Here is a 20789-nt window from a genome sequence, read left to right as displayed (position 1 = left end):
CCATGCTTCAAGTTAAAATTGTTCCTGTCACCGCATTTGCGCAAAATTGTTCAATTGTTTGGGATGATGATAGTAAACAAGCTGTGTTGATTGATGCGGGTGGTGATGCGCAAAAATTGCAACAAGAAGTCGAAGCACTCGGTTTAACCGTACAAGCCCTTTGGGTCACACATGGACATTTAGATCATGTTGGTGCAGTGGGTGAGCTGGCGCGCGTGTGGCAAGTTCCTGTGATTGGCCCACAGCAAGAAGACCAGTTCTGGCTGGATTCCTTGCAGGATGTTTCAGCACGCTATGGTTTCCCAATTCCAGAGCCTGTTCATGTGACTCAGTGGCTGGAAGGAGGCGAAACCTTAAGTTTGGGTGAGCATGAGTTTGAAGTGCGTTATGCGCCTGGGCATACACCAGGACATGTGATGTTCTACAGTGCCGAATATGGTCTACTTTGGACAGGCGATGTCCTATTTAAAGGTTCGATTGGTCGTACTGACTTTCCACGTGGCAACCATCAGCAATTACTGGATTCTATTCAACGTGAATGCTTTAGCCTGCCCGATGACACCCAGTTTATTTCAGGACATGGACCAATCAGTACTATTGGCTACGAAAAGCAATTCAATCCGTTTGTTGCCAGTAAAGCAGGTTAAGACCTGCTTTTTGCTTTTATAGAGCATCTTTCATCAGTCAATTTCATTTCTTCCTCTGAGAAAAAATAAAGAGGATGTGAACCATGATGAAGGAAATCTATGATCGGTTAAAACTCATCGTCCTGTTGCGAAATATCAGATTGCGGTGAATCTTGAGTGGGCAGACGATAATCTTCATTTGCCCATGCCCCTAAATCAATCAGTTTGCAGCGCTCTGAGCAGAATGGACGATAGGGATTGTCTTCCCATTGACTGGGTTCGCCGCAGCGTGGGCAAGGAAAGGTACGAGGCATGAGAAGCTCCTACAAAAGCGTTTTCGGGTAGGCATTTGAGCAAGCACTTGTTAGACTTGTGCCATTTTGTGAATAGTTTGATCTGATTATGCATCTTCGTCAATTTCAAGCCCAGCGTATGCAAGCGCCACGTGAGTTTCAAGCCGTTGAAAATCAGCCTGTTTGTGTAGAAATCGGTGCAGGTAAAGGAAAACATGCGGTTTTGTTTGGCCAGCAGCAACCTCAATCTAAGCTGTATGCGATTGAACGAACTCGCGAAAAGTTTGAAGCGATGCAAAAACAGCATCAATTATCTAATTTAAACAATTTATTTCCAATCCATGCCGATGCATTACCGTGGATTACCCACGCGCTGTATCCTGCGCAGGTGGAGCAGTTCTTTATTTTGTATCCAAATCCTGAACCGCATAACCCCGCACAGCGCTGGTTGAACATGCCATTTTTCGAGTTCATTCTGTCTCGTTTACAGTTCGAGGGGCAAATCACTCTGGCCAGCAATATTCCTGAATATATTGAGGAAGCAGAGCAGCAGTTAAAAGAGATCTGGAAATTACCGTATGAGAAACAGGTGATTGCTTCTGACTCGGCACGCACACATTTTGAAGTCAAATATTTGGAGCGTGGTGAATTATGTCAGCAATTGATTATTCGTAAACCTGCTGATTACACCACCCGTTTTGATGATTTTATGCCGCTGTTGGGACAAAGCCATGCAGGCTAAGGTTGCCATTGTCGGGGCAGGGCCTGCAGGGCTGATGGCAGCCGAAGTGTTGAGCCAGTCAGGTTATGCGGTTGAAGTTTTCGAGCAGATGCCTTCTGCGGCACGCAAATTTCTGATGGCTGGCAAAACAGGGTTGAATATTTCCCATGCCGAAGCCTTACCTGAATTTATTCAGCGTTATGATCATGCGGATTGGCTCAAACCATGGCTGGAACAATGGGATGCGACCTGGATTCGTCAATGGATGAGTGGCTTAGGTATCGAATCTTATGTCGGTACATCGGGGCGGATTTTTCCTGTTGAAATGAAAGCTGCACCATTGCTTCGTGCGTGGCTCAGACGTTTAGCCGATGCTGGTGTGGTGTTTCATTATCGACATCGTTGTGTTGGCATTCAGCCTGAGCAAGTGCTGTGTTTTCAGAACACTCAAACACCTAATGCCCCTGTGATTGAGCAGAAATTCTCGGCGATTATTTTAGCCTGTGGTGCGGTGTCCTGGTCGCGTTTAGGCAGTGATGGTGCATGGCAAACATGGCTAAAACCTGAAGAAATTCAAACTTTCCAAGCCAGTAATGCAGGTGTGGAACGTGCTTGGTCAGACTATATGCAACCTGTGTTTGGTCAGCCTTTAAAGCGGGTTAAAGCTTGGGTAGATCATGCCGAGCAGGCCAGTCTAGGCGACATTGTGATTACCCAATACGGTCTGGAAAGTGGGCTGATTTATAAGTTTAACCGCGCCTTACGCCAGCAGTCTTCTATGCAGCTTTACTTAGATTTGTTGCCTGAATTGACACAGGCTGAATTGGTTCAAAAGCTACAGCCGCATAAGAAACAATCCATCGCAAATATCTGGCGTAAAGCAGGGCTAGATGCAGCAAAAGCCAATTTGGTTCGCGAGCTTGTGCCGAAAGCCTTGTGGCAACAACCTGAAGCACTCGCAGCTCACATCAAGCAACTGCCAATCGCCCTGACAGGTTTTCGCCCGATTGATGAAGCGATTAGCTGTGCAGGCGGAGTCAAGCAAAATGTTCTCAGTGACGCCTTACAACTCAAGCAGCATGCAGGCATTTTTTGCTGTGGTGAAATGCTGGATTGGGATGCGCCAACAGGTGGTTATTTGCTGACAGCCTGTTTTGCAACAGGGCGTGCTGCGGCACAAGGCGTGGTACAGTTTTTAAGCTAAAGCCTACATTTTTTTGTTATGCTGACGCCACGATAAATACAACATGAGGGAAGAATAAATGTCTGAAACGATCTATCGTGGCAGTTGCTTATGCCAAGGCATTCAATACGAAGTACATGGTGCAATTGGTGATATGGTCGAATGTCATTGCCAACGTTGCCGTAAAGCCAATGGTAGTGCTTATGCAGTCAATGCCCCAATTCGTGTTGCAGACTTTAAAATTGTGCAGGGTGAACACTTACTTAAAAAATATCAGTCAACTGCAACGACACAACGTTGTTTCTGTAGTGAATGTGGTTCACCGATTATCAGCGTGAAAGCAGAAACTCCAGATTCTTATCGCCTGCGTATTGGAACACTGGATACGCCTTTACAACAAAAACCAACCATGCATATTTTTGCAGCATCAAAAGCGGAGTGGGATGAGATTTGTGATGTATTGCCACAGTATGCAGAACGCCCATAAAAAGATCGGGAAAAACGATTTTTCATGCCGATGAAAAATCGTCTAAGATAAGTTCATCTGGAGATGGCATTCCTCCCGTAACAAACCGCCATATCGGCTAATGATGCCTACGTCATCCTTCATCTAGACAGGGTACGTAGGTTTGTATACGTACTCTGTCAGGAGTACTTCTATGCGTTACCCATTCTTTGCTTATGCTCTTTTAGATCTGTGCTAAAGGAGACAGATCATTATGTATTATTCACTTATTTCAATTGCCTTAGGTTCTGTCCTCGGTGCGTGGACACGCTGGTTTTTAGGCTTAAAACTCAATGCAATCTACCCAGAAATTCCACTTGGAACAGTAGCAGTCAATCTGATTGGCGGTTTTATTATTGGCTTTTCGATTGCCTTTTTTGCACAAAGTAGTCTGAGTCCAAACTATAAATTATTTGTCATTACAGGGTTCTGCGGTGCACTGACGACATTTTCAACATTTTCTGCTGAAATTATGAATTTGTTACAAAATGGCAAACTCAGTCTGGCATGTCTGGCAATCTCGGTGCATTTGATCGGTTCATTACTGTGTACTTTTCTGGGAATGGCAGCACATCATTATTTGACCGCACAGGCTTGAATTGGAGGCAGATATGCAAGGCTATTTATTGCGTTTTTATACCGAACAGCAAGTGCAATATCGTGGCAAAGCCATGTATAAATGGTTACTGACTGTTGCACAGCAATTTAAAATTCAGGGTGCAACAGTTTTGACTGCACTCGAAAGCGTTGGGCGACAAGGTGCAAGCCATTCAAGTCGTTTTTTTGAGCTGGCAGATCAACCCATTCAAGTGGAATTGATTGTGACCGCTCAACAGGCAGATGAGTTACTTGATTATTTGCAGCAACAAGAGCTGTCCTTGTTTTATGTCAAAATTCCTGTCGAATTTGGTTCGCTTGGACAATTAACATAAAAGACTCGCTTAAAAGTTGAATGCTGGTCAGTCAAGAAATTGACTGGCATTTTATTTTTAAATTAATGTGATGATATGTTTTGTGGCGATATTTTCACAACAGTTTGAAATGACAATACTTTAGAAAAAAACTGTTTTTGGGGGAAGGCGTACTACGCCTCGATCAGCTTTCCTTGCGAGGCTTCGTTTCTTATTCGTAGACATTAGAAAACAACATATATCTAAGTATTTATTTTTTATAGTTATTCAAAGAAAATTAAGGAGATTATTGATCATCTCCTTAACTGATCAGCAGTCAGCTGAGCGCCATCTTTTGATGAAAAGCAATACAGAATTATTTTGCTGCTAAAGCTTGACCTTCAAATTTAATCCCTTGCCAGCCATGCTGCATAAACTGACGGATGTTTTGATGGTCAGTGCTTTCAGGCGTTGCTAACACAGCAGCATAATGTTCCGCAAACAATGCAAGCGTATCTGCTGGGTTTAAGCCATTTAACTGTGCAAACGAAAAGACTTTGGCACTGCCTTGATTTTCAGTGCTGGCATTATGCTGAGCGCCATTTTGAAAAGCAGTTGGGGTATGGGTGTAATGCTGTTCGATGTAGCTAATTACATCTGCAAATTTAGCTTGACCGTTTTTTAATTGCTCTAATAGGGCTTGAGCCATAGTAACCTCGATGATTTTTCAAAATACAGCGAAGCATAGCATTGTTCTGGCACATAAAAAAAGAAGCCTAAAAGGAGGATGGATTTTAGGCTTCGCAATAAATTGAATTTCAATCGACTCGTTTAAAATCCGATGAATCAATTTTAAATCGATGGATTTATTGTAGAAGAGATTTATGACATGTTGTCAGGAATTAGCTCATTAAACAGGCTATTGAGATCGTCTTTTACCTTTAAATGCACCAGATTCCAGTAATGCCCTGTAAAGGTTCGGTTTAACATTAAGGTGTTTGGCGAAGGCTTAAAAATATCCCAATATTTTAAAGAAGCCTTCATGAGTAACATCCCATCATGATGTGCGCTGTTTTCTGCAAAGTCATAATGCTGGATTAACGGGCGTAATAGAATTTCTAACCAATCATGATACAATTCGTTTGGAAAGCGCTGCTTTTCGGTCAGGACTTGTAATTCGGTGAGTGCATTTTCCAGTTCTAGAATATTGCTCTGTCTGGCAGCATAGATCAGTTTTTTAAAATACTGGACCTGCTCAGTGCTGAGCTGTTTGACACCACCATAGTCATAAACCACCACACTGCCATCGGGACGAAATGCCAGATTACCGGGGTGTGGGTCGCAGTGAAAACGTTTTAAATAAAAAATTTCCTGTCCCATCGCAGTAAACAGGCGTTTGCCTAACTCATTGCGCAACTCTTGTGACCATGTACTGGCATGCTCAATACTGTCACCCGCTTCAAAGCTGAGGGTTAAAATATGCCGAGTCGAGTATTCCTTAAATACTTGTGGAATAATCACTTTTGAGTCTAATTTTTGATGGAATGCTCGTGCAATCTCAAGGTTTTGTGCTTCAAGTTCATAGTTGAGTTCATTGGTAAGGCTTTCTTGAATTTCAGTAAATAACTGATCTTGCAAATCTTTATCAATTTTTAGCATTCCCATCATGCGTAGCGCCAGCCGAATCTGTTTCAGATCACTCTCGCAGGCATGATCAACGCCAGGATATTGGACTTTGACCACCACATCTTGCCCGTTGTTTAGGGTTGCTCGATGCACTTGTCCAATTGATGCTGCGGCAAAAGGTGTTTCATTGAAGTGAGTAAATAGCTTTTCAAGTGGTTGTCCTAGCTCAGACTCGACCTGCGCCCGAATTTCAGCAAAAGGCATGGCAGGGGCTTGGCGTTGCAATTTACTAATGGCTTGGGCAACTTCAGGTGGGAAAATATCTTTGTATTGCGAGGCAATTTGCCCCACTTTCATGACCGCGCCTTTCATTTGCCCCAGAGTATCGGCAATTTGGATTCCAATTTCCTGAAAAAGTTTAGACTTGGCCGCATTTTTTTGGTTTTCATCTGCGTTTAGGCTGCGCAGGCTATTTGAAACTGTTTTGGTGGCAATGCTCGCTGTCATCCCTGCAAGTTTTAAAAAACGCCGAGTCGGGGAGTTTGCTGAATTTGCCATATTTAAAAAAACCTTATTGTTGTACAAAATTAGATCATAGAGCGCTTTTCTGCCCAGTGTGATAGAAAATTGTTAACTTAAAAATGTTGTTCAGCTTGAATGGTACGTCCACGACCTGTTTTTTTGGCATGGTATAAAGCTTGATCAACACTGGTCAGTAGATTGGTTAAATTACAGCATCCTTGCTCAATCAGTACTACACCTGCACTGTAATTGAGTTTGATGGTTTGGTCATGATACATCAATGGATGGTTTTGCAGGGTTGTTCTTAGTGTGCAGTCAAATTCCATAGCTTCATCCAATGACGAAACTTTCATGATCAGTAAAAACTCTTCGCCACCAAAACGCCCAACAGTCATATTTTGTTTGCGAGAAGAGCGCAGGAGTTGACTAAAGTGAATCAGGGATTCATCGCCTGCCAAATGCCCCCAAGTATCATTAATACTTTTGAAATGATCGAGATCCAGCATAAATACACAAAAAGGCAAAAGCTGCTGCTGATTTTGACTCTCTTCGAGCAGTTGTTCAAGCTGATGCAAAATTTCATCACGGTTAAAGCACTGGGTCAATCCGTCTGTACTGGCACGGGTTTTTAGGATTTTTTCAGTTTTACGCTGCTCAGTAATATCAATGCCGAAATTTAAAGTAGTCTGGTCAGGCAGCAATAACTGCGCCCAAAGCGTAGTAAGCATATTGCCATCACGGTGTAGAGGGTTCCATTCTTTGAGTTTTTTTGAGCCTGTATTTTGTGCGGTTTGTTTTAAGATCCGATCTCGGTATTTTTTATCTGGATAGAACAGTTTCAGTGGTTGCTCAAATTGTTGTAATTCTTGTTTTGACCAGCCGAAGACCTGTTCACATTGTTTATTCCACATCACAATCCGCTGCTGTTCATCAAGCGCATAAATCATGACAGGCGCATTATCAACAATATCTTGATAAAACTCGCTAATATTTAAAGAATGAAAAAAATTATTTTTAAAACTTGCTCGTTCTGAAAAGTACATACGGACAATGTTGAGAAACAGCATAAACTCCATACTGGTGAACAGCGTCTGCGGTTGCGGTATTGTAAATTGTAAATATAAATAAATACTGGCCAGATTTTCACGCGTGGCGAGTTTAAAGGTTAGCTTTGAACAGTAATTTGATGCAGAGTTACTTGTTGGTGCCATCGCAATATGAGGATGGCATGGCTTAAACTCGTGTTGGGAAATGTGCTGCTGACTCTGAGTTTCTGAAAATGAGCTGTCAGGCGTGTTAAAAAAATGGCATTCATCCCAAAGGTGATATTGTTCAAATAGCCATGCCTCACTGGTCTGTAGTTGTGCACAGCAATATTCTAAGAGCACACTGGGCGTAATACTTTGCTGAATCGCATCGGTCAGTTGGCTTACTAAGGATAAAAGCGCTGTTGAATCAAGAGTACGTATGGAGGTACGAGACATTCTAATTTATTTTGACCTAGACGAAAAATGTATTTATAGCCACGCATCCATGGATCTATTTCTATACAGTGATTGTAATGGATATATTTGTAATAATGAATAATATTTGTTCGTATAAAAGCAATAGAGTGTGACTATAGTCACAATCGTAATAATTATATAGCTAACTTGTATATAAATAAAAGCACACAGAGTGTGGCTTTTATTTATATTTTACAGCAAAACTTATGCTTGACCTTCAGCAGCAGCCAGTTGCGCACGCTGCATGTTCGCTTCAAACTCAGCATCGAAGTTGATAGGGGTCAACAACAATTGAGGGAAGCTACCTTTAGTCACAAGGTCATTCACTGCTTCGCGCAAGAACGGGAACAAAATATTTGGGCAGTATGCACCTAAAATGTAAGGAAGACGTTCATCTTCAATATCGCTAATCAGGAAAATGCCTGATTGAGTCACATCCACTAAAAATGCGGTTTCACCTGCATTCTGCGCTTCTACAACCACTTTTAATGAAACTTCATAGTGAGTTGGGTCAATTTTTTCTGCAGCAGATGAAAGATTGATATTTAATTCTGGCTGCCATTCTTGGGTAAAAACTTGTGCGCCAGGAACTTCAAAAGAAACATCTTTAGTATAAATACGCTCTAAAGCCAATTGAGCTTGTTGTTCTTCACTCATTTTAAGTTAAATCCTTCGTGTGATAGAAATTATGCCAGTAACTGGTCAAGTTTACCTTCACGCTCTAAAGCGTAAAGTTGGTCAAACCCACCAATAAATTGATCATTAATAAAAATTTGTGGCACAGTGCGGTGGTTGGTACGCTGCATCAATTCCACACGTACTTCAGGTGCTTCGTTGGAAAGATTGATTTCTTTATATGCCACGCCTTTGCGTTCGAGTAACTGTTTTGCACGAATACAGTATGGGCAAACGGTTGTTGAATAGATTACTACTTCAGGCATCATATTCTCCTCAAATTATTTTTTTGCTTTTACAAGTGGTAAACCTTGTGCTTTCCAGTTGGAAACACCGCCATCTAAACGATAGCTGTCAGCGTGCCCAACTTGTTGTAACGCACTTCCCGCAACCTGACCTAAATTGCAAATAAAGACCAATGGACGATCTGAGCCTTTCAATTCTTCAATATGGCTAGACAATTGGCTGTACGGAATGTTACGGCTACCGCTGATATGCCCCTCACGGAAATCTTTAGCATCACGTAAATCAATGAGAATGGCATTTTTAACTTTGACTAAAATACCAAGGGATTGTGGTGAGATTTTTCGACCGCTGCGTCGTCCTTCAAATACGAAAAACAATACGATAAGAACGGCAAGAATACCAAATAGAAAGGGGTGATTCCCCATGAATTCAAACCAACGTTCCACAATTCACCTTATAACCATCAGAAATTGAGCTAGAGTATAGCTTATATTAATAGTGATCAAAAACCTCGCTTCAAGGGTAAATCTCAACAAACTTAATTTTTTTGTTGCGCTTCTTGAATCTCGTCACATAAACGTAAAAAACTTTCCAGACGTCGCGGCAAAATTTCACCTGCATTGGCTGCCTGTCGCAGTGCACAGTTTTTCTCATGCTTATGCGTACAGTTACGGAACTGACAAGATCCGAGCAGATTGGCAATTTCAGGAAAACCCTGCTCAACCGCATCTAAAGTTAAATGCCATAAGCCAAATTCACGAATTCCAGGAGAGTCAATCAATGCACCTGTTTCACCAAAACTGATCAGACGGGTTGATGTTGTCGTGTGTTGACCGAGCGCTGAATTTTCCGAAATGATATTGGTTTTTTGTGCCGCTTCAGGCGCAATGATGTTAATCAGGGAGCTTTTTCCAACCCCAGATTGCCCAACAAATGCAACGGTTTCATTGTCTAAACGCTGTGCGAGCACTGAAATATCACCTGTTAGGCAAGTTTGCATGACTTCATAGCCTAACGCTTCATACTCTGCGACCAGTGTTAAAATCGGGTCATTTTCTTTTAATAAGTCGGTTTTGTTGAGGACCAGTAATGCTGGAATTTCTGCATTTTTACAGGCCACCAGATAACGGTCTATGAGCATTGGCGCAGGATCAGGCAAGGCAGCAAATACAACCACAATCAAACTGACATTGGCAGCAACCGGTTTAACTTTATGATAACGGTCAGGGCGGGTCAGTAAAGACTGACGTGGGTGAATTGCGGTAATAATGCCTAAGCCCGTATTGGGGTCGGCCTGCCATTTGACCCGATCGCCTGTAACCAGCAATTCGAGGTTGGTACGTGTATGACAACGCCAGACACTACCCAGTTCAATGGGTTTCCAGAAAGGTTCAGGTTCACCTTCAGCAACAGGCGGTTTTTCAGGGTGTGGTTCAGGAATTGATAATGCTTTGACTTCTAACTGACGTCCATAATGTTGCACCACTAGGCCTTCGAGATCATTTGATGTATCAATATCTTCTTGGCGTGATTGATGCTGTTTTTGAATCCGTCGCTGTTGTTGCTCAGTTAAGCGACGTTTACGGATGAGAGCCATGCATATCCTAAAGACCAACACAAGAGAATGGCAAAAATAGCATGAAGCCCTGATGAATTACAGCGAAGTTGCAAGAAATTTGCTAAGATGAGAATTTTTAAACAGATAAGAATTGACTCGATGAGCAGCACCCCTGATACACGTTTAATTTGGATTGACCTTGAAATGACAGGTCTCGATACAGATAATGATCAAATCATTGAAATTGCAACAATTATTACAGATGATCATTTAAACGTGCTGGCGGAAGGACCTGTGCTCGCGGTACATCAATCTGATCCAGTCATTAATGCAATGGATGAATGGAATACTCGTCAGCATGGGCAGTCGGGTCTTATTAACCGTGTACGTCGTAGTCAGCTCACGGCGCGTGATGCTGAAGTACAAACCCTCGAATTTTTGAAAAAATGGGTCAATGCCAAATCATCGCCAATGTGTGGTAACTCGATTTGCCAAGACCGCCGTTTCTTACACCGTTTAATGCCTGAACTGGAGCAATTTTTCCATTATCGTAATCTGGATGTTTCTTCTGTTAAAGAGTTGGCGAAACGCTGGCGCCCTGAAATTATGTCTGGCCTGAAAAAAGAAGCGTCACATCTGGCTTTAGATGATATTCGCGATTCAATTCGTGAATTGAAATATTATCGTGAATATTTCTTTATTATGAACAAGTAATTTAGATAATTGACTGACGTTTGCCTAGGCCTGTCTTTTCGATGACAGGCTTTTTTGTGGAGATTGAGTCGGCTGAGCAGTTGTCTGTATTTATAAAAATATTGTCATATATGGAAAATTCTATGTAAATACGCCAATATAAAGTTATCGGATGATTTTTGAGTGTCAGTCAAGCGAAATGAAATCACAGCAAATGTTAATGGATGACTGTACTGGCATATAAATTGCTCCATTTGCAATAAACACTCAAATTTAAAGGATACTTAAGCCCGCAATAAATAGCATTCAATGCTATTTCATTGAGATGTATGGAGACAGTCAGGCAAGTTTAAGTCCTAGTCAACAATTAGCGATTTATTGGTTCAGTACACTCATTTTTTATTTCTGAACTTTATAAAAAGGCTGTTCACTTTATAGTTTCTTTGGTTTTCTAACTATTGAACCCTCTTGAAGAAAACTCTCAATCAAAAAGCAAATTCTAGATTTGGAGTCCGACATGCAAAAGATAGATAAACCTCTCATTTTAGAGGATGTTGAATATAAGCGAAGTATTCACCACCAACTCGATAAGGAATGGAGTTGGTTAAATCCTGAGTGTGCTGATATTGATCAACCTGCCAATTATTATGAAAGTTCACTGGCAGAATGGCATTCATTTGATACCTTAACGTCGGATCAGGAATGTGATGTTGTCGTGATTGGTGGAGGCCTACTTGGCTCATCTACAGCATTGCATTTGTCTGAACTCGGTATCGATACCATCTTGGTGGAAAAAAACCGTATTGGCAGTGCAGCTTCAGGGCGAAATGGCGGGCAACTGACACCTGGTTTGGCGCGCTGGGAAGCTTCCGAAATGCTGGAGCACATGAGCGTGGAAGATGCCAAAAAACTCTGGCGTTTTACCGCAGATGAAGCCATGCAGCTGATTGATGAGATTGCTGATAAATATGATTTAGCACTTGACCGCAAGCAGGGGCATATCACAACTGCAGTACATGAAGGGCACTTAATTGCGCTGACGCAAGGTGCAGATGCACGTAAGTTTCTTGGTGAAGATCACACAAAAATTATAGGGAAACATGAAGTACATAACTATGTGAACAGTGAAGCATACTATGGTGGGCTAATTGATAGCCTAGGTGGACAAATTCACCCGTTGGCACTGACTCGTGGTTTAATTTATGGCTTCTCTAAAAATGGTGGTCAGGTTTTTGAGCAGACAGAAGTTATAGAATTAAAAACGCAGGCTGATGGTGTTTATGTGCATACAACGCATGGCGTGATTAAGGCGCGTAAAAGTGTGGTTTTAGCTGTACATCATGCCTCGTTTAAATTACTTGAGTCGCATAATCATACCACCATTCCATTGTTTACTTATGTCTGTACCACAGCACCTTTGGAAATTGATTTAAAAGAAATTATCCCATCGGGCTATGCCGTTTATGATACGCAATTTGCACTCGATTTTTACCGTGGAGTGTCTAAAAACCGCCTGTTGTTTGGTGGAGAGGGCACAGGAAGATGTTGGAATCCGCATCGTGCTTATCAATATTTGAAAAGACGGATTCAGCACGTTTTTCCACAACTTAAATCTGTTGAGCTGGATTTTGTCTGGAGTGGTGAAACTGATTTAACCTACAATGGTGCAACAGATTGCCGCAAGTTTGGTGAAACTTACCCGATTTATGCTGTACATGGCTGGAGCGGGCATGGTGTTGCGCAAACTGTACGGATTGGAAAAGCCATCGCAGATGATTTTATTGGTATATCGCACGATTATGAAATGCTGACCAAAATTCCACATAAAGACATGTTGTTTGGTCGCGAACTGGCGCCTTTAGCCATTCCTCTGGCAAAAGGTGCTTATGAAATTAATGCCTTTTTTAACCCGGCGAAACTGATTTCCTTCTAATCGGAGCATAAAAACCTGCGGATGTATTTCAATTTTAAAGCTTGCTTTAAAGCAGCCTGCTGCTTATGTCACTGTGAATGCATCTGAATAAATGAAGCGAAGCCGCCGCAATGGGCGGTTTTTTGCGTTATATGCAGATGCAGAATTTTGTTTTAAATAAGCATGAAAGAGATGTTTGATTTATGGTTATTCATTGATTTTAAAAAATAAAATATACAAGTATCGTTACAAAAATACATCGTAAAATCTATATTCAATTAGTGTTAACGATTAAAATTGAAGTGTATCCATTTAAATATAACAATGAGTTCAATGATGCAAAGTAATAATCCTATTTTAACGCACGTAGAAACCTACAGCGATTATCGGAACCCGATGACCATTCAGGGTGCTGTTAACAAGTCAGTCATGCTTACCAGTATTGCCGCAGGTTTAGGCCTCGTGTTCTTTTTCTACTGCGCGATGAGCATGAATTTTGGTTTAGCCAGTGTGGGTGCAATGGTTGGCGCAATTGGTGGTTTCATTTTGGCACTGATTACCACTTTTAAACCAGAAACAGCCCGTACACTCGCAATTCCTTATGCTTTGTTTGAAGGTGCATTTCTAGGAGGCATCTCCTTTGTGTTCCAAGCCAAATATCCAGGCGCACCATTACAGGCATTATTGGCAACTTTCGTCACCACATTCGTGTTGTTTGGTCTGTATAAAATGCGGATCATTCGCGCGACTGAAAAATTTAAGGCGATTGTGCTTTCAGCAACTTTGGCAATCTGTATTGTGTTCGTTGTGCAAATGATGATGAGCATGATTTTTAGCTCAAGTATTCCTTATGTATTTGAAAGTAATGCATTAGGTCTTGGTTTTGCTGCATTTGTTGCGATTATTGCATCTTTAAATCTGATTTTAGACTTCGATTTGATTGAGAACGCCGCAGCTCAGCGTGCACCACAAGCATTTGAATGGACCTGTGCAATTGCGTTATTGGCAACTTTGGTCTGGATGTATATTTCATTTTTACGTCTGATTGGTTTGTCACGTAATTAATCCTGTGTATTTTTAAGTAAAAACGCACTTAAAATCAGGTGCGTTTTTTATGGGGAATCGTAAAAATAGGCGCATTATGCAATTTCTAAAAGTCTGAAGAATTGGCATTATGCATGTATAAATCATCTTGATGAGAGAAAATTCATGGCAGGACTATTAGCAGGAAAACGCTTTTTAATTGCTGGTGTTGCAAGCAAACTATCCATCGCATTTGGTATTGCTCAAGCCTTGCACCGTGAAGGTGCTGAATTGGCATTTACCTACCCAAATGAAAAACTAAAAAAACGTGTGGATGAATTTGCTGAGCAATTTGATTCAAAATTGGTGTTTCCTTGTGACGTTGCTGTAGATGCAGAGATTGATCAAGCATTTGCTGATCTTGCAAAGCACTGGGATGGTTTAGACGGTGTGGTTCACTCAATTGGTTTTGCGCCAGCGCATACTTTAGATGGTGACTTTACTGACGTCACTGACCGTGAAGGTTTCCGTGTTGCGCATGACATTAGTGCATATAGCTTTATTGCGATGGCACGTGCAGCTAAGCCACTGTTACAAGCACGTCAAGGCTGTTTGTTGACATTGACTTATCAAGGTTCTGAACGCGTAATGCCAAACTACAACGTTATGGGCATGGCAAAAGCATCTTTGGAAGCGGGCGTACGTTATTTGGCATCAAGCCTTGGTCCAGATGGCATTCGTGTAAACGCAATTTCAGCAGGTCCAATCCGTACTTTGGCGGCTTCTGGGATCAAATCTTTCCGTAAAATGTTAGATGCGAACGAAAAAATTTCTCCGCTTAAACGTAATGTAACCATTGATGAAGTCGGTAATGCAGCATTGTTCCTATGCTCACCTTGGGCTTCAGGTATCACTGGCGAAATCATGTATGTGGATGCAGGTTTCAATACCGTAGGTATGAGCCCTGAGATGATGGGTAACGACTAAGCCTCTTGTCCTGAAAAAAGCACCTTAGGGTGCTTTTTTAATCTCTGTTGCAGCGATATTTTGCAGAGGCGAGCCACCGAGAGCCTGCATCAGTGTGACATAGGCATTGTATTGATTTTTTCGGGTTTGTAACAAGGCAATGCGTGCATTCCGGGTAATTTCTTGCGCATCGAGCACATTTTTCAGTGCAATGGCGCCATGACGATAACGCACTTCATTGAGGTATTCACTTTTTTCAGCCAAACCGAGCGATTTTTCCTGAAAGCGGATTTGTTGGTCGAGTTCGGTTCGTGCAGACAGCGCATTTTCAACGTCGCCAAATGCTTTATATAAGGTCTGACGATAATTCAAAATACTTTTTTCATAATCCAAATCACTGATTTTAATATTTCGTTTCATGTCGTTGAATTGCAGGAAAGGCAAACTGAGATTTGAACCCAAGGTCAGTACAGGATTTTTCAGTAATTCGGTTAAAGACGTACTGCTTGATCCCAGTGACCCCGTTAAGCTGATGGAAGGGTAATAGCTAGCTTTCATTGCATCTTTGTTGGCCAAAACCTTGCGTAATCGTAGTTCTGCAGCACGTAAGTCTGGGCGGCGTGACAGCAGTTCAGCAGGTAAGCCTACAGAAATAGGCGGTAAGCTCGCAATGGGTAAATGTTGTGGTTCAACAAGGCTCAACTGCTGCACGGGCTGATGCAGCAACACGGCCAATGCAGTCCGGGTTTCAACACGCTGCTGTTGAATCTGGCTTAAATTGGCTTTTTGACTTTGTACCGATTGTTCTGCCTGTGTGAGTTCCAAGCCAGATACCGCACCTGCACGGTACTGTACTTGAACCAGTGCAAACAATTTTTGTGTACTGTTTAAACTTTGCTGTGCGCTGCTATAAAGCTCATTTAAATAACCTAATTGCCAGTATAAGGTTGCAGTGGTCGCAATTAAAGTTTGTGCTGTTGCTTGAAGATCCTCAATTGTTGCAGCAGCTTCCCATCGCGCAGCTTCCGTCTGGCGGGCAAGTTTGCCGAATAAATCCAGCTCATAGCTGACCCCAGTTGTTAATGTGATTCCTTGCGAGTTCTGCTGACCAGAATTCAGGTCAATATTATGTCCGGCGGCAATATTCGCATTAACCCGAGGCAATTCCTGATTGCGAGCCAAGCCCGCCTGTAAACGTGCTTGTTGCAGTGTTATGCCAGCAACAGCCAGATTGCTATTGCGCTGAATGACCTGTTCAACCAGTCGGTTGAGTTGCGCATCAGCAAATAACGTCCACCATTGATCAGCATACTGGTTTGCATTGAGCTGCTGATTTTGGCTTTTTTCATATTGAAACTTTTTCGGAATCTGCACTTTAGGTTGCTGATAGGGTGTTTGAATCACAGCTGCACAGCCGGAAAATGTCCCCGTCATCAGAAGTAGTGCAGTCATTCGAATCATATTTTGATGCATAAATAAGCCCTATTCTCGTGACAGTGCTGTCACCGGATCAAGTTGCGCAGCATTCCGCGCAGGCAAGAAACCGAATAACACGCCAATCAGTGTGGAGCAGACAAAAGCTGCAATAATCGAAGTGAGGGAGTACGACATTTGGAAGGTGTTGCCAGAAAAATGACCAAAAATTTGCCCAATGGCAAGGGATAGCAAGACTCCCAAAACCCCACCGAGGATACAAACCAAAATAGCTTCAATCAGGAACTGTTGCAAAATGTCGCTTTGGCGTGCGCCAACCGCCATGCGCACCCCAATTTCCTGTGTCCGTTCGCTGACGGAAACCAGCATGATGTTCATTACACCAATACCGCCAACGACCAGTGAAATCACGGCAATGGTAGACACCAGCAGGGTCATGGTCTGAGTAGTACTTTCAATCGTTTCACGAATACTGTCAACATTCTGGGTGAAAATATCCTGTGCACCATGGCGTTGTATCAGTAAACTTAAAATGGCATTTTCTGCTGCGGCACTCGGGTATTCATCTTTAATGCGGACAATAATGCTACGCACATTGGCCTGTCCCATCATTCGGCTAAGAACTGTCGAATAAGGCAGATACACATTCAGACTGTCGGAATTTCCCATCACGGTTTTCTGTGTCGAAACCACACCAATAATCCGACTCGGGACATTGCCGAGCAGAATCACCTGACCCAAAGGGTTTTGACCGTCACTGAAAAAAGTATCGCGAGTATTGGTGTCAATGACTACATCCTGAGTCCGTTCTGTGATGCCTTGCTTGTCAAAAGGCTGTCCAGATTCAAAGGTCAGACCTCTGACATTAAAAAACTGCTCGCTGACACCATTAATGGTTGCTGAAGCATCCATTTCTTTATAACGAATGGTCATATTGGTCGAGACGCTGGGGCTGACAGCCTGCACATAAGGCTGGTCTGCCAGCGCATCAGCATCGGCAGGAACGAGCGTTTTATTCTGTGCGGTTTTAGAATTGTCACCAAAGCCACGACCCTGAAACACCGTAATGGTGTTCGTGCCCAGACTGCTAATGTTGTCCAGAATCTTTTTCTGTGAACCATTGCCCAAGGCAACAACCGAAACGACTGAGGCAATCCCGATAATAATGCCCAGCATCGTCAGAAAAGTTCGTGTCCGGTGGGCACTCATGGCAAAGACAGCCATACGGAAGGCTTCATTTAAACGGTCAAGTACAGAGCGCCATGCAGAAATTTTCTTTTGTTTGTTACGATTTAACGTCTGGATTTGTTCTGGCTCACTTTCGGGAATATTGGGCTGGTCTGAAATGATTTTCCCGTCACTGATTTCAATAATCCGTGTGGCATTTTGAGCTACGGTATGGTCGTGGGTGACCAGAATCATGGTGTGACCTTGAGCATTTAGTTCGCGTAAAATCCGCATTACTTCAATGCCGCTGTTTTTATCGAGTGCACCAGTTGGTTCATCTGCCAGAATGACATCGCCACCGTTCATTAATGCCCGGGCAATGGAAACCCGTTGTTGCTGACCGCCTGAGAGCTGGCTCGGATGGTGATGTAACCGTTCACCTAAACCTAAATTAGTCAGTAACTTGCTGGAGCGTCTACGTCGTTCAGCAGCATCTACACCGGCGTAAATGGCAGGAACTTCGACATTTCCCGCTGCGGATAAATCTCCGAGTAAATGATAACGCTGAAAAATAAAACCAAAATATTCACGCCGCAGTGCAGCGAGTTCATCGGGCGTGAGCGTATTGGTTTCACGACCTTGAACCTTGTAGCTCCCCGATGAAGGTTTGTCGAGACAGCCCAAAATATTCATTAAGGTGGATTTACCCGAACCGGATTGCCCGACAATGGCCACCAGTTCACCTGGATATATTTTTAAATCAATACCTTTGAGAATCTGCACCGTGCCTTCCCCAGCAGGAAATTCACGGGTCAGATTTTGGACTTCAAGTAATGGTTCTGGCTGAATGGCTTGCATTACATGAGTCTCGCAACTGTGCGGGTACTGCTTTTAGCAGCATTGTTGGAGGTGTCCGAAGTATCTCCCAGTACCACCTGATCACCTTCCTTGAGACCACGTAAAACCTGAGCATTGACCCGATTGTTCAACCCGACAAGGACTAGCTGAGTGCGGATCGAGCCATCAGTTTGAACGACTCGAACCGTTGCCAGACTGGCTTGACCGCTCTGTAGCAGCTGTTTTTCTGCCGTCGTTAACTGTAGTGATGTAGCTGATGTTTTTGCATTACTAGTCTGGCTATTTTTCTGCGTTTGTGGACGATTTTTGCTTTGTAATGCAGCAGCAGGAATGGTCAGAACATTTTTAGCATTGGCAAGTACGATAGACACTTGGGCTGTCATATCGATACGTAACTTGTTGTCCGGATTAGGCACATCAAACAGGGCATTGTAGTAGATTGCGCTGCTGCTGGTTGTGGTGGTTGATTTCGAGTTGTCTTCGGTGTTGATGGAATCAGGCGCAGGTTCAATCTGGCGTAATTTGGCGTAATGTTTCTGCTCGCTATTGCCTAAAGTGGTGAAGTAGACGGTCTGACCTTCCTTAACTTTCATGACATCGGCTTCAGAAACCTGTGCGCGCACGGTCATGATGTCCAGTTGTGCTAGTTTAACAATGGTTGGTGTGCTTTGATTGGCATTGACGGTTTGACCTTCATCCGCCACGATGGCAACTACCGTGCCATCTAAGGGTGCGACAATCCGAGTGTAATTCAGGTTCTCACGGGCAGTGGCCAGACTGAGTCTGGATTGTTCGATTTGTGCTTGAGTGGCAGCAATGTCGGCCTTGGCGGTACGGTAATTGGCTAAAGCTGTTTCCAAGTCTGCCTTGGAACTGGCATCCTGAGCATACATGGCCTGCTGGCGCTGATATTCGGCATCCACCTTGGCCAGATTGGCTTCCTTGATAGCAAGTTGTGCCTGCAGGTTTTTGATATTGGCTTCGGCTGTTTTTAAGTCGTTTTGTTGCCGAATCGAGTCAATTTGGGCAATCAATTGTCCCTGTTTGACATGGTCACCTAGCTGAACATACATTTTTTTGACCTGTCCGGAGGCCTGCGCGCCCACACTGACCATTTGCTTGGCTTCGAGTGTGCCGGTTGCCAGTACCGCATCTTCAAGATCGGTATGGGTTGCTGTTGCAGTAATATACTGTGGCTGAGTCTGTTTGGGTTTGAAATACCACCAACTGGCTGTGGCACATGCAATCAAGAGGATTGCCAAGGTCGTCACTTTGACAGATTTTTTTATTTGCATGGACGTTTGAAAAAAATTAAAAAATATTTTTAGTATAAGAGTGAATGGGATAAAAAAATGCGGTTTTTAGCGCTTTATTACAGTGATTTTGTTAACCGTCAAACAGTTGCTTGCCGCACAGTTCAGCAACCGCTTGCAAGCATAAATGCTCAGCATTTTCTTCAGAGATACCTTTAATTGCCGCATCAATTCGTAACAGTAAGTCTGACCAGCCTAAAAAACGCTGGGGAGATAAACGCCGTAAAGCCTGCTGATAGTAAGATACGCGCGTTTTCCAAATACCGAGTTGCAGGGCATTTTGTGGCTGCTCGTACAGTTGCATGAGTAAACGCATTTCTTTACTGATTGACCATAAAATCAGACTCATGGCTTCGCCCGTTGCCAGTAAATACTGATAAATTTTTACAGATTGGGCCAAATCACCTTGTAGCATACTGTCATTGAGATCATACGTGCTATAACGTGATTGATCTTGTAAACAGGCATAGAGCTGATCAATACCAATATGTTGCAAGTCAGGGAAGGTATCATTGACTCGAATCAAACTGTTTTTGGCAGCAAGCAGGTTATGTTCATGATGCTCAAGCAACCATTGCCAAGCATCTTGAGTCAGGGTGATTCCCAGTTTTTCGGCTTCAGTCGTTAAAATCCGTTGACGGTCTTGTGGATAGTTAGCCTGTAAGGAAACCAGTACACCATTGGCTTCGATGGTTTGAAAGAAGCTAGATTTTAAACTTAGGGTATCTTGCTTGGGCATGACCACGACAAGCAGGTTTTGCTCATTATATTGCAAATACTCTTTGAGTAACTTTAAGCTCGCTGCATCAGGTTTAATATTGCCATGTGCTTCAATCGCCAGTTGTTGAGAAAAGAGTGACAGGCTATTTAAGGCATTAAAGACATTTTTCCAGTCCTGAACACTTTGAATTTCATAGCGTTGTCGTTCAATTTCCTGACTTTGCCAATGGCGGCGCAGCGCATCTAGCAAGTTTTGTTCAAGCAGAGGTTCTTGACCATGCATGACCCAAGCCCCTTGTGCTTCAGTCACGCGTTTGAGGGCTTGGAGATAATCGAGTTTCATAACAACACTG

The 20789-nt window shown here is 42.9% G+C and carries 22 protein-coding genes and 1 riboswitch; of the genes, 10 read left to right on the top strand and 12 right to left on the bottom strand.

What is annotated here, in order from left to right:
* Window positions 1–2: 2 nt before the first annotated feature.
* Complete coding sequence (locus tag F975_RS01870; protein ID WP_004749792.1) at window positions 3–647, top strand: MBL fold metallo-hydrolase; 645 nt, start codon at window positions 3–5, stop codon at window positions 645–647.
* Window positions 648–754: 107 nt separating this feature from the next.
* Here the strand turns inward: F975_RS01870 and F975_RS01865 are convergent, their stop codons facing one another.
* Entirely contained in the window at window positions 755–940 is a 186-nt protein-coding gene (locus tag F975_RS01865) for a DNA gyrase inhibitor YacG (protein WP_004749790.1), read from the bottom strand.
* Between the two features lie 82 nt (window positions 941–1022).
* Here F975_RS01865 and F975_RS01860 point away from each other — a divergent pair, with 82 nt between their 5' ends.
* The 5 genes from F975_RS01860 (at window position 1023) to F975_RS01840 (ending at window position 4260) form a co-directional block, all read left to right on the top strand.
* Window positions 1023–1661 (top strand): class I SAM-dependent methyltransferase, encoded by a 639-nt coding sequence (locus tag F975_RS01860; protein WP_171063128.1) that lies wholly within the window; start codon window positions 1023–1025, stop codon window positions 1659–1661.
* Window positions 1651–2844: a TIGR03862 family flavoprotein gene (locus tag F975_RS01855; RefSeq protein WP_004749788.1), complete on the top strand. Its 1194-nt coding sequence runs from the start codon at window positions 1651–1653 to the stop codon at window positions 2842–2844. Before F975_RS01860 ends, F975_RS01855 begins: the two co-directional genes overlap by 11 nt.
* A gap of 58 nt (window positions 2845–2902) precedes the next feature.
* The gene (locus tag F975_RS01850; protein ID WP_004749786.1) at window positions 2903–3310 is read left to right on the top strand and encodes a GFA family protein; all 408 of its coding nucleotides are present in this window, start codon (window positions 2903–2905) and stop codon (window positions 3308–3310) included.
* 50 nt (window positions 3311–3360) lie between these two features.
* Window positions 3361–3427: riboswitch (Fluoride riboswitch) on the top strand.
* 115 nt (window positions 3428–3542) lie between these two features.
* Window positions 3543–3926, top strand: coding sequence for a fluoride efflux transporter CrcB (gene crcB, locus F975_RS01845; protein WP_004749785.1), 384 nt, complete (start codon window positions 3543–3545; stop codon window positions 3924–3926).
* A gap of 13 nt (window positions 3927–3939) precedes the next feature.
* Window positions 3940–4260, top strand: a complete 321-nt coding sequence (locus F975_RS01840) for a DUF190 domain-containing protein (RefSeq protein ID WP_004749784.1) — start codon at window positions 3940–3942, stop codon at window positions 4258–4260.
* 334 nt (window positions 4261–4594) lie between these two features.
* On the opposite strand, the gene F975_RS01835 is transcribed toward F975_RS01840, so the two are convergent.
* The 7 genes from F975_RS01835 to rsgA all read right to left on the bottom strand — a co-directional run bounded on the left by F975_RS01835 (window position 4595) and on the right by rsgA (window position 10389).
* Window positions 4595–4927, bottom strand: coding sequence for a HopJ type III effector protein (locus tag F975_RS01835; protein WP_004749783.1), 333 nt, complete (start codon window positions 4925–4927; stop codon window positions 4595–4597).
* Window positions 4928–5100: 173 nt separating this feature from the next.
* Window positions 5101–6402: an ABC1 kinase family protein gene (locus F975_RS01830; RefSeq protein ID WP_004749782.1), complete on the bottom strand. Its 1302-nt coding sequence runs from the start codon at window positions 6400–6402 to the stop codon at window positions 5101–5103.
* 77 nt (window positions 6403–6479) lie between these two features.
* Window positions 6480–7850, bottom strand: a complete 1371-nt coding sequence (locus F975_RS01825) for a sensor domain-containing diguanylate cyclase (RefSeq protein WP_004749781.1) — start codon at window positions 7848–7850, stop codon at window positions 6480–6482.
* 225 nt (window positions 7851–8075) lie between these two features.
* Complete coding sequence (gene secB / locus F975_RS01820) at window positions 8076–8528, bottom strand: protein-export chaperone SecB (protein WP_004749780.1); 453 nt, start codon at window positions 8526–8528, stop codon at window positions 8076–8078.
* A 29-nt stretch (window positions 8529–8557) separates the two neighbouring features.
* Window positions 8558–8815: a glutaredoxin 3 gene (grxC, locus tag F975_RS01815; RefSeq protein WP_034425571.1), complete on the bottom strand. Its 258-nt coding sequence runs from the start codon at window positions 8813–8815 to the stop codon at window positions 8558–8560.
* 12 nt (window positions 8816–8827) lie between these two features.
* Window positions 8828–9238, bottom strand: coding sequence for a rhodanese-like domain-containing protein (locus tag F975_RS01810; RefSeq protein WP_004749778.1), 411 nt, complete (start codon window positions 9236–9238; stop codon window positions 8828–8830).
* A 92-nt stretch (window positions 9239–9330) separates the two neighbouring features.
* Window positions 9331–10389: a ribosome small subunit-dependent GTPase A gene (gene rsgA / locus F975_RS01805; protein WP_004749777.1), complete on the bottom strand. Its 1059-nt coding sequence runs from the start codon at window positions 10387–10389 to the stop codon at window positions 9331–9333.
* 120 nt (window positions 10390–10509) lie between these two features.
* Here rsgA and orn point away from each other — a divergent pair, with 120 nt between their 5' ends.
* From orn to F975_RS01785, 4 genes are all read left to right on the top strand, one after another.
* Entirely contained in the window at window positions 10510–11064 is a 555-nt protein-coding gene (gene orn / locus F975_RS01800; protein WP_004749776.1) for an oligoribonuclease, read from the top strand.
* A 496-nt stretch (window positions 11065–11560) separates the two neighbouring features.
* Window positions 11561–12976 (top strand): NAD(P)/FAD-dependent oxidoreductase, encoded by a 1416-nt coding sequence (locus tag F975_RS01795; protein WP_004749775.1) that lies wholly within the window; start codon window positions 11561–11563, stop codon window positions 12974–12976.
* Between the two features lie 315 nt (window positions 12977–13291).
* Window positions 13292–14020: a Bax inhibitor-1/YccA family protein gene (locus tag F975_RS01790; RefSeq protein ID WP_004749774.1), complete on the top strand. Its 729-nt coding sequence runs from the start codon at window positions 13292–13294 to the stop codon at window positions 14018–14020.
* 144 nt (window positions 14021–14164) lie between these two features.
* Window positions 14165–14965, top strand: a complete 801-nt coding sequence (locus tag F975_RS01785) for an enoyl-ACP reductase FabI (RefSeq protein ID WP_004749773.1) — start codon at window positions 14165–14167, stop codon at window positions 14963–14965.
* Between the two features lie 24 nt (window positions 14966–14989).
* Here F975_RS01785 and F975_RS01780 read toward each other — a convergent pair whose 3' ends face one another.
* The 4 genes from F975_RS01780 to holA form a co-directional block, all read right to left on the bottom strand.
* Entirely contained in the window at window positions 14990–16417 is a 1428-nt protein-coding gene (locus tag F975_RS01780; protein WP_004749772.1) for an efflux transporter outer membrane subunit, read from the bottom strand.
* 9 nt (window positions 16418–16426) lie between these two features.
* Window positions 16427–18403 (bottom strand): MacB family efflux pump subunit, encoded by a 1977-nt coding sequence (locus F975_RS01775; protein ID WP_004749771.1) that lies wholly within the window; start codon window positions 18401–18403, stop codon window positions 16427–16429.
* Window positions 18403–19698 carry an efflux RND transporter periplasmic adaptor subunit gene (locus tag F975_RS01770; protein ID WP_004749770.1) on the bottom strand — a complete coding sequence of 432 codons (1296 nt, stop codon included), beginning with the start codon at window positions 19696–19698 and terminating at the stop codon, window positions 18403–18405. The genes F975_RS01775 and F975_RS01770 overlap by 1 nt, the downstream gene beginning before the upstream one ends.
* 91 nt (window positions 19699–19789) lie before the next feature.
* The gene (gene holA, locus F975_RS01765; protein ID WP_004749769.1) at window positions 19790–20779 is read right to left on the bottom strand and encodes a DNA polymerase III subunit delta; all 990 of its coding nucleotides are present in this window, start codon (window positions 20777–20779) and stop codon (window positions 19790–19792) included.
* Window positions 20780–20789: the final 10 nt, after the last annotated feature.

The organism is Acinetobacter brisouisimilis (assembly GCF_000368265.1).
In the GTDB taxonomy this organism is placed as follows: Bacteria; Pseudomonadota; Gammaproteobacteria; order Pseudomonadales; family Moraxellaceae; genus Acinetobacter.
This window is presented reverse-complemented; position numbering and strand designations above follow the sequence as displayed.

Coding starts and splice junctions, on each gene's coding strand:
- F975_RS01775 (WP_004749771.1), bottom strand. CDS start 18,403: ATGCAAGCCATTCAGCCAGAACCATTACTTGAAGTCCAAAATCTGACC.
- F975_RS01835 (WP_004749783.1), bottom strand. CDS start 4,927: ATGGCTCAAGCCCTATTAGAGCAATTAAAAAACGGTCAAGCTAAATTT.
- orn (WP_004749776.1), top strand. CDS start 10,510: ATGAGCAGCACCCCTGATACACGTTTAATTTGGATTGACCTTGAAATG.
- F975_RS01790 (WP_004749774.1), top strand. CDS start 13,292: ATGCAAAGTAATAATCCTATTTTAACGCACGTAGAAACCTACAGCGAT.
- F975_RS01830 (WP_004749782.1), bottom strand. CDS start 6,402: ATGGCAAATTCAGCAAACTCCCCGACTCGGCGTTTTTTAAAACTTGCA.
- F975_RS01865 (WP_004749790.1), bottom strand. CDS start 940: ATGCCTCGTACCTTTCCTTGCCCACGCTGCGGCGAACCCAGTCAATGG.
- F975_RS01780 (WP_004749772.1), bottom strand. CDS start 16,417: ATGCATCAAAATATGATTCGAATGACTGCACTACTTCTGATGACGGGG.
- secB (WP_004749780.1), bottom strand. CDS start 8,528: ATGAGTGAAGAACAACAAGCTCAATTGGCTTTAGAGCGTATTTATACT.
- rsgA (WP_004749777.1), bottom strand. CDS start 10,389: ATGGCTCTCATCCGTAAACGTCGCTTAACTGAGCAACAACAGCGACGG.
- F975_RS01870 (WP_004749792.1), top strand. CDS start 3: ATGCTTCAAGTTAAAATTGTTCCTGTCACCGCATTTGCGCAAAATTGT.
- F975_RS01840 (WP_004749784.1), top strand. CDS start 3,940: ATGCAAGGCTATTTATTGCGTTTTTATACCGAACAGCAAGTGCAATAT.
- F975_RS01825 (WP_004749781.1), bottom strand. CDS start 7,850: ATGTCTCGTACCTCCATACGTACTCTTGATTCAACAGCGCTTTTATCC.
- crcB (WP_004749785.1), top strand. CDS start 3,543: ATGTATTATTCACTTATTTCAATTGCCTTAGGTTCTGTCCTCGGTGCG.
- holA (WP_004749769.1), bottom strand. CDS start 20,779: ATGAAACTCGATTATCTCCAAGCCCTCAAACGCGTGACTGAAGCACAA.
- F975_RS01770 (WP_004749770.1), bottom strand. CDS start 19,698: ATGCAAATAAAAAAATCTGTCAAAGTGACGACCTTGGCAATCCTCTTG.
- F975_RS01785 (WP_004749773.1), top strand. CDS start 14,165: ATGGCAGGACTATTAGCAGGAAAACGCTTTTTAATTGCTGGTGTTGCA.
- F975_RS01855 (WP_004749788.1), top strand. CDS start 1,651: ATGCAGGCTAAGGTTGCCATTGTCGGGGCAGGGCCTGCAGGGCTGATG.
- F975_RS01795 (WP_004749775.1), top strand. CDS start 11,561: ATGCAAAAGATAGATAAACCTCTCATTTTAGAGGATGTTGAATATAAG.
- grxC (WP_034425571.1), bottom strand. CDS start 8,815: ATGATGCCTGAAGTAGTAATCTATTCAACAACCGTTTGCCCATACTGT.
- F975_RS01850 (WP_004749786.1), top strand. CDS start 2,903: ATGTCTGAAACGATCTATCGTGGCAGTTGCTTATGCCAAGGCATTCAA.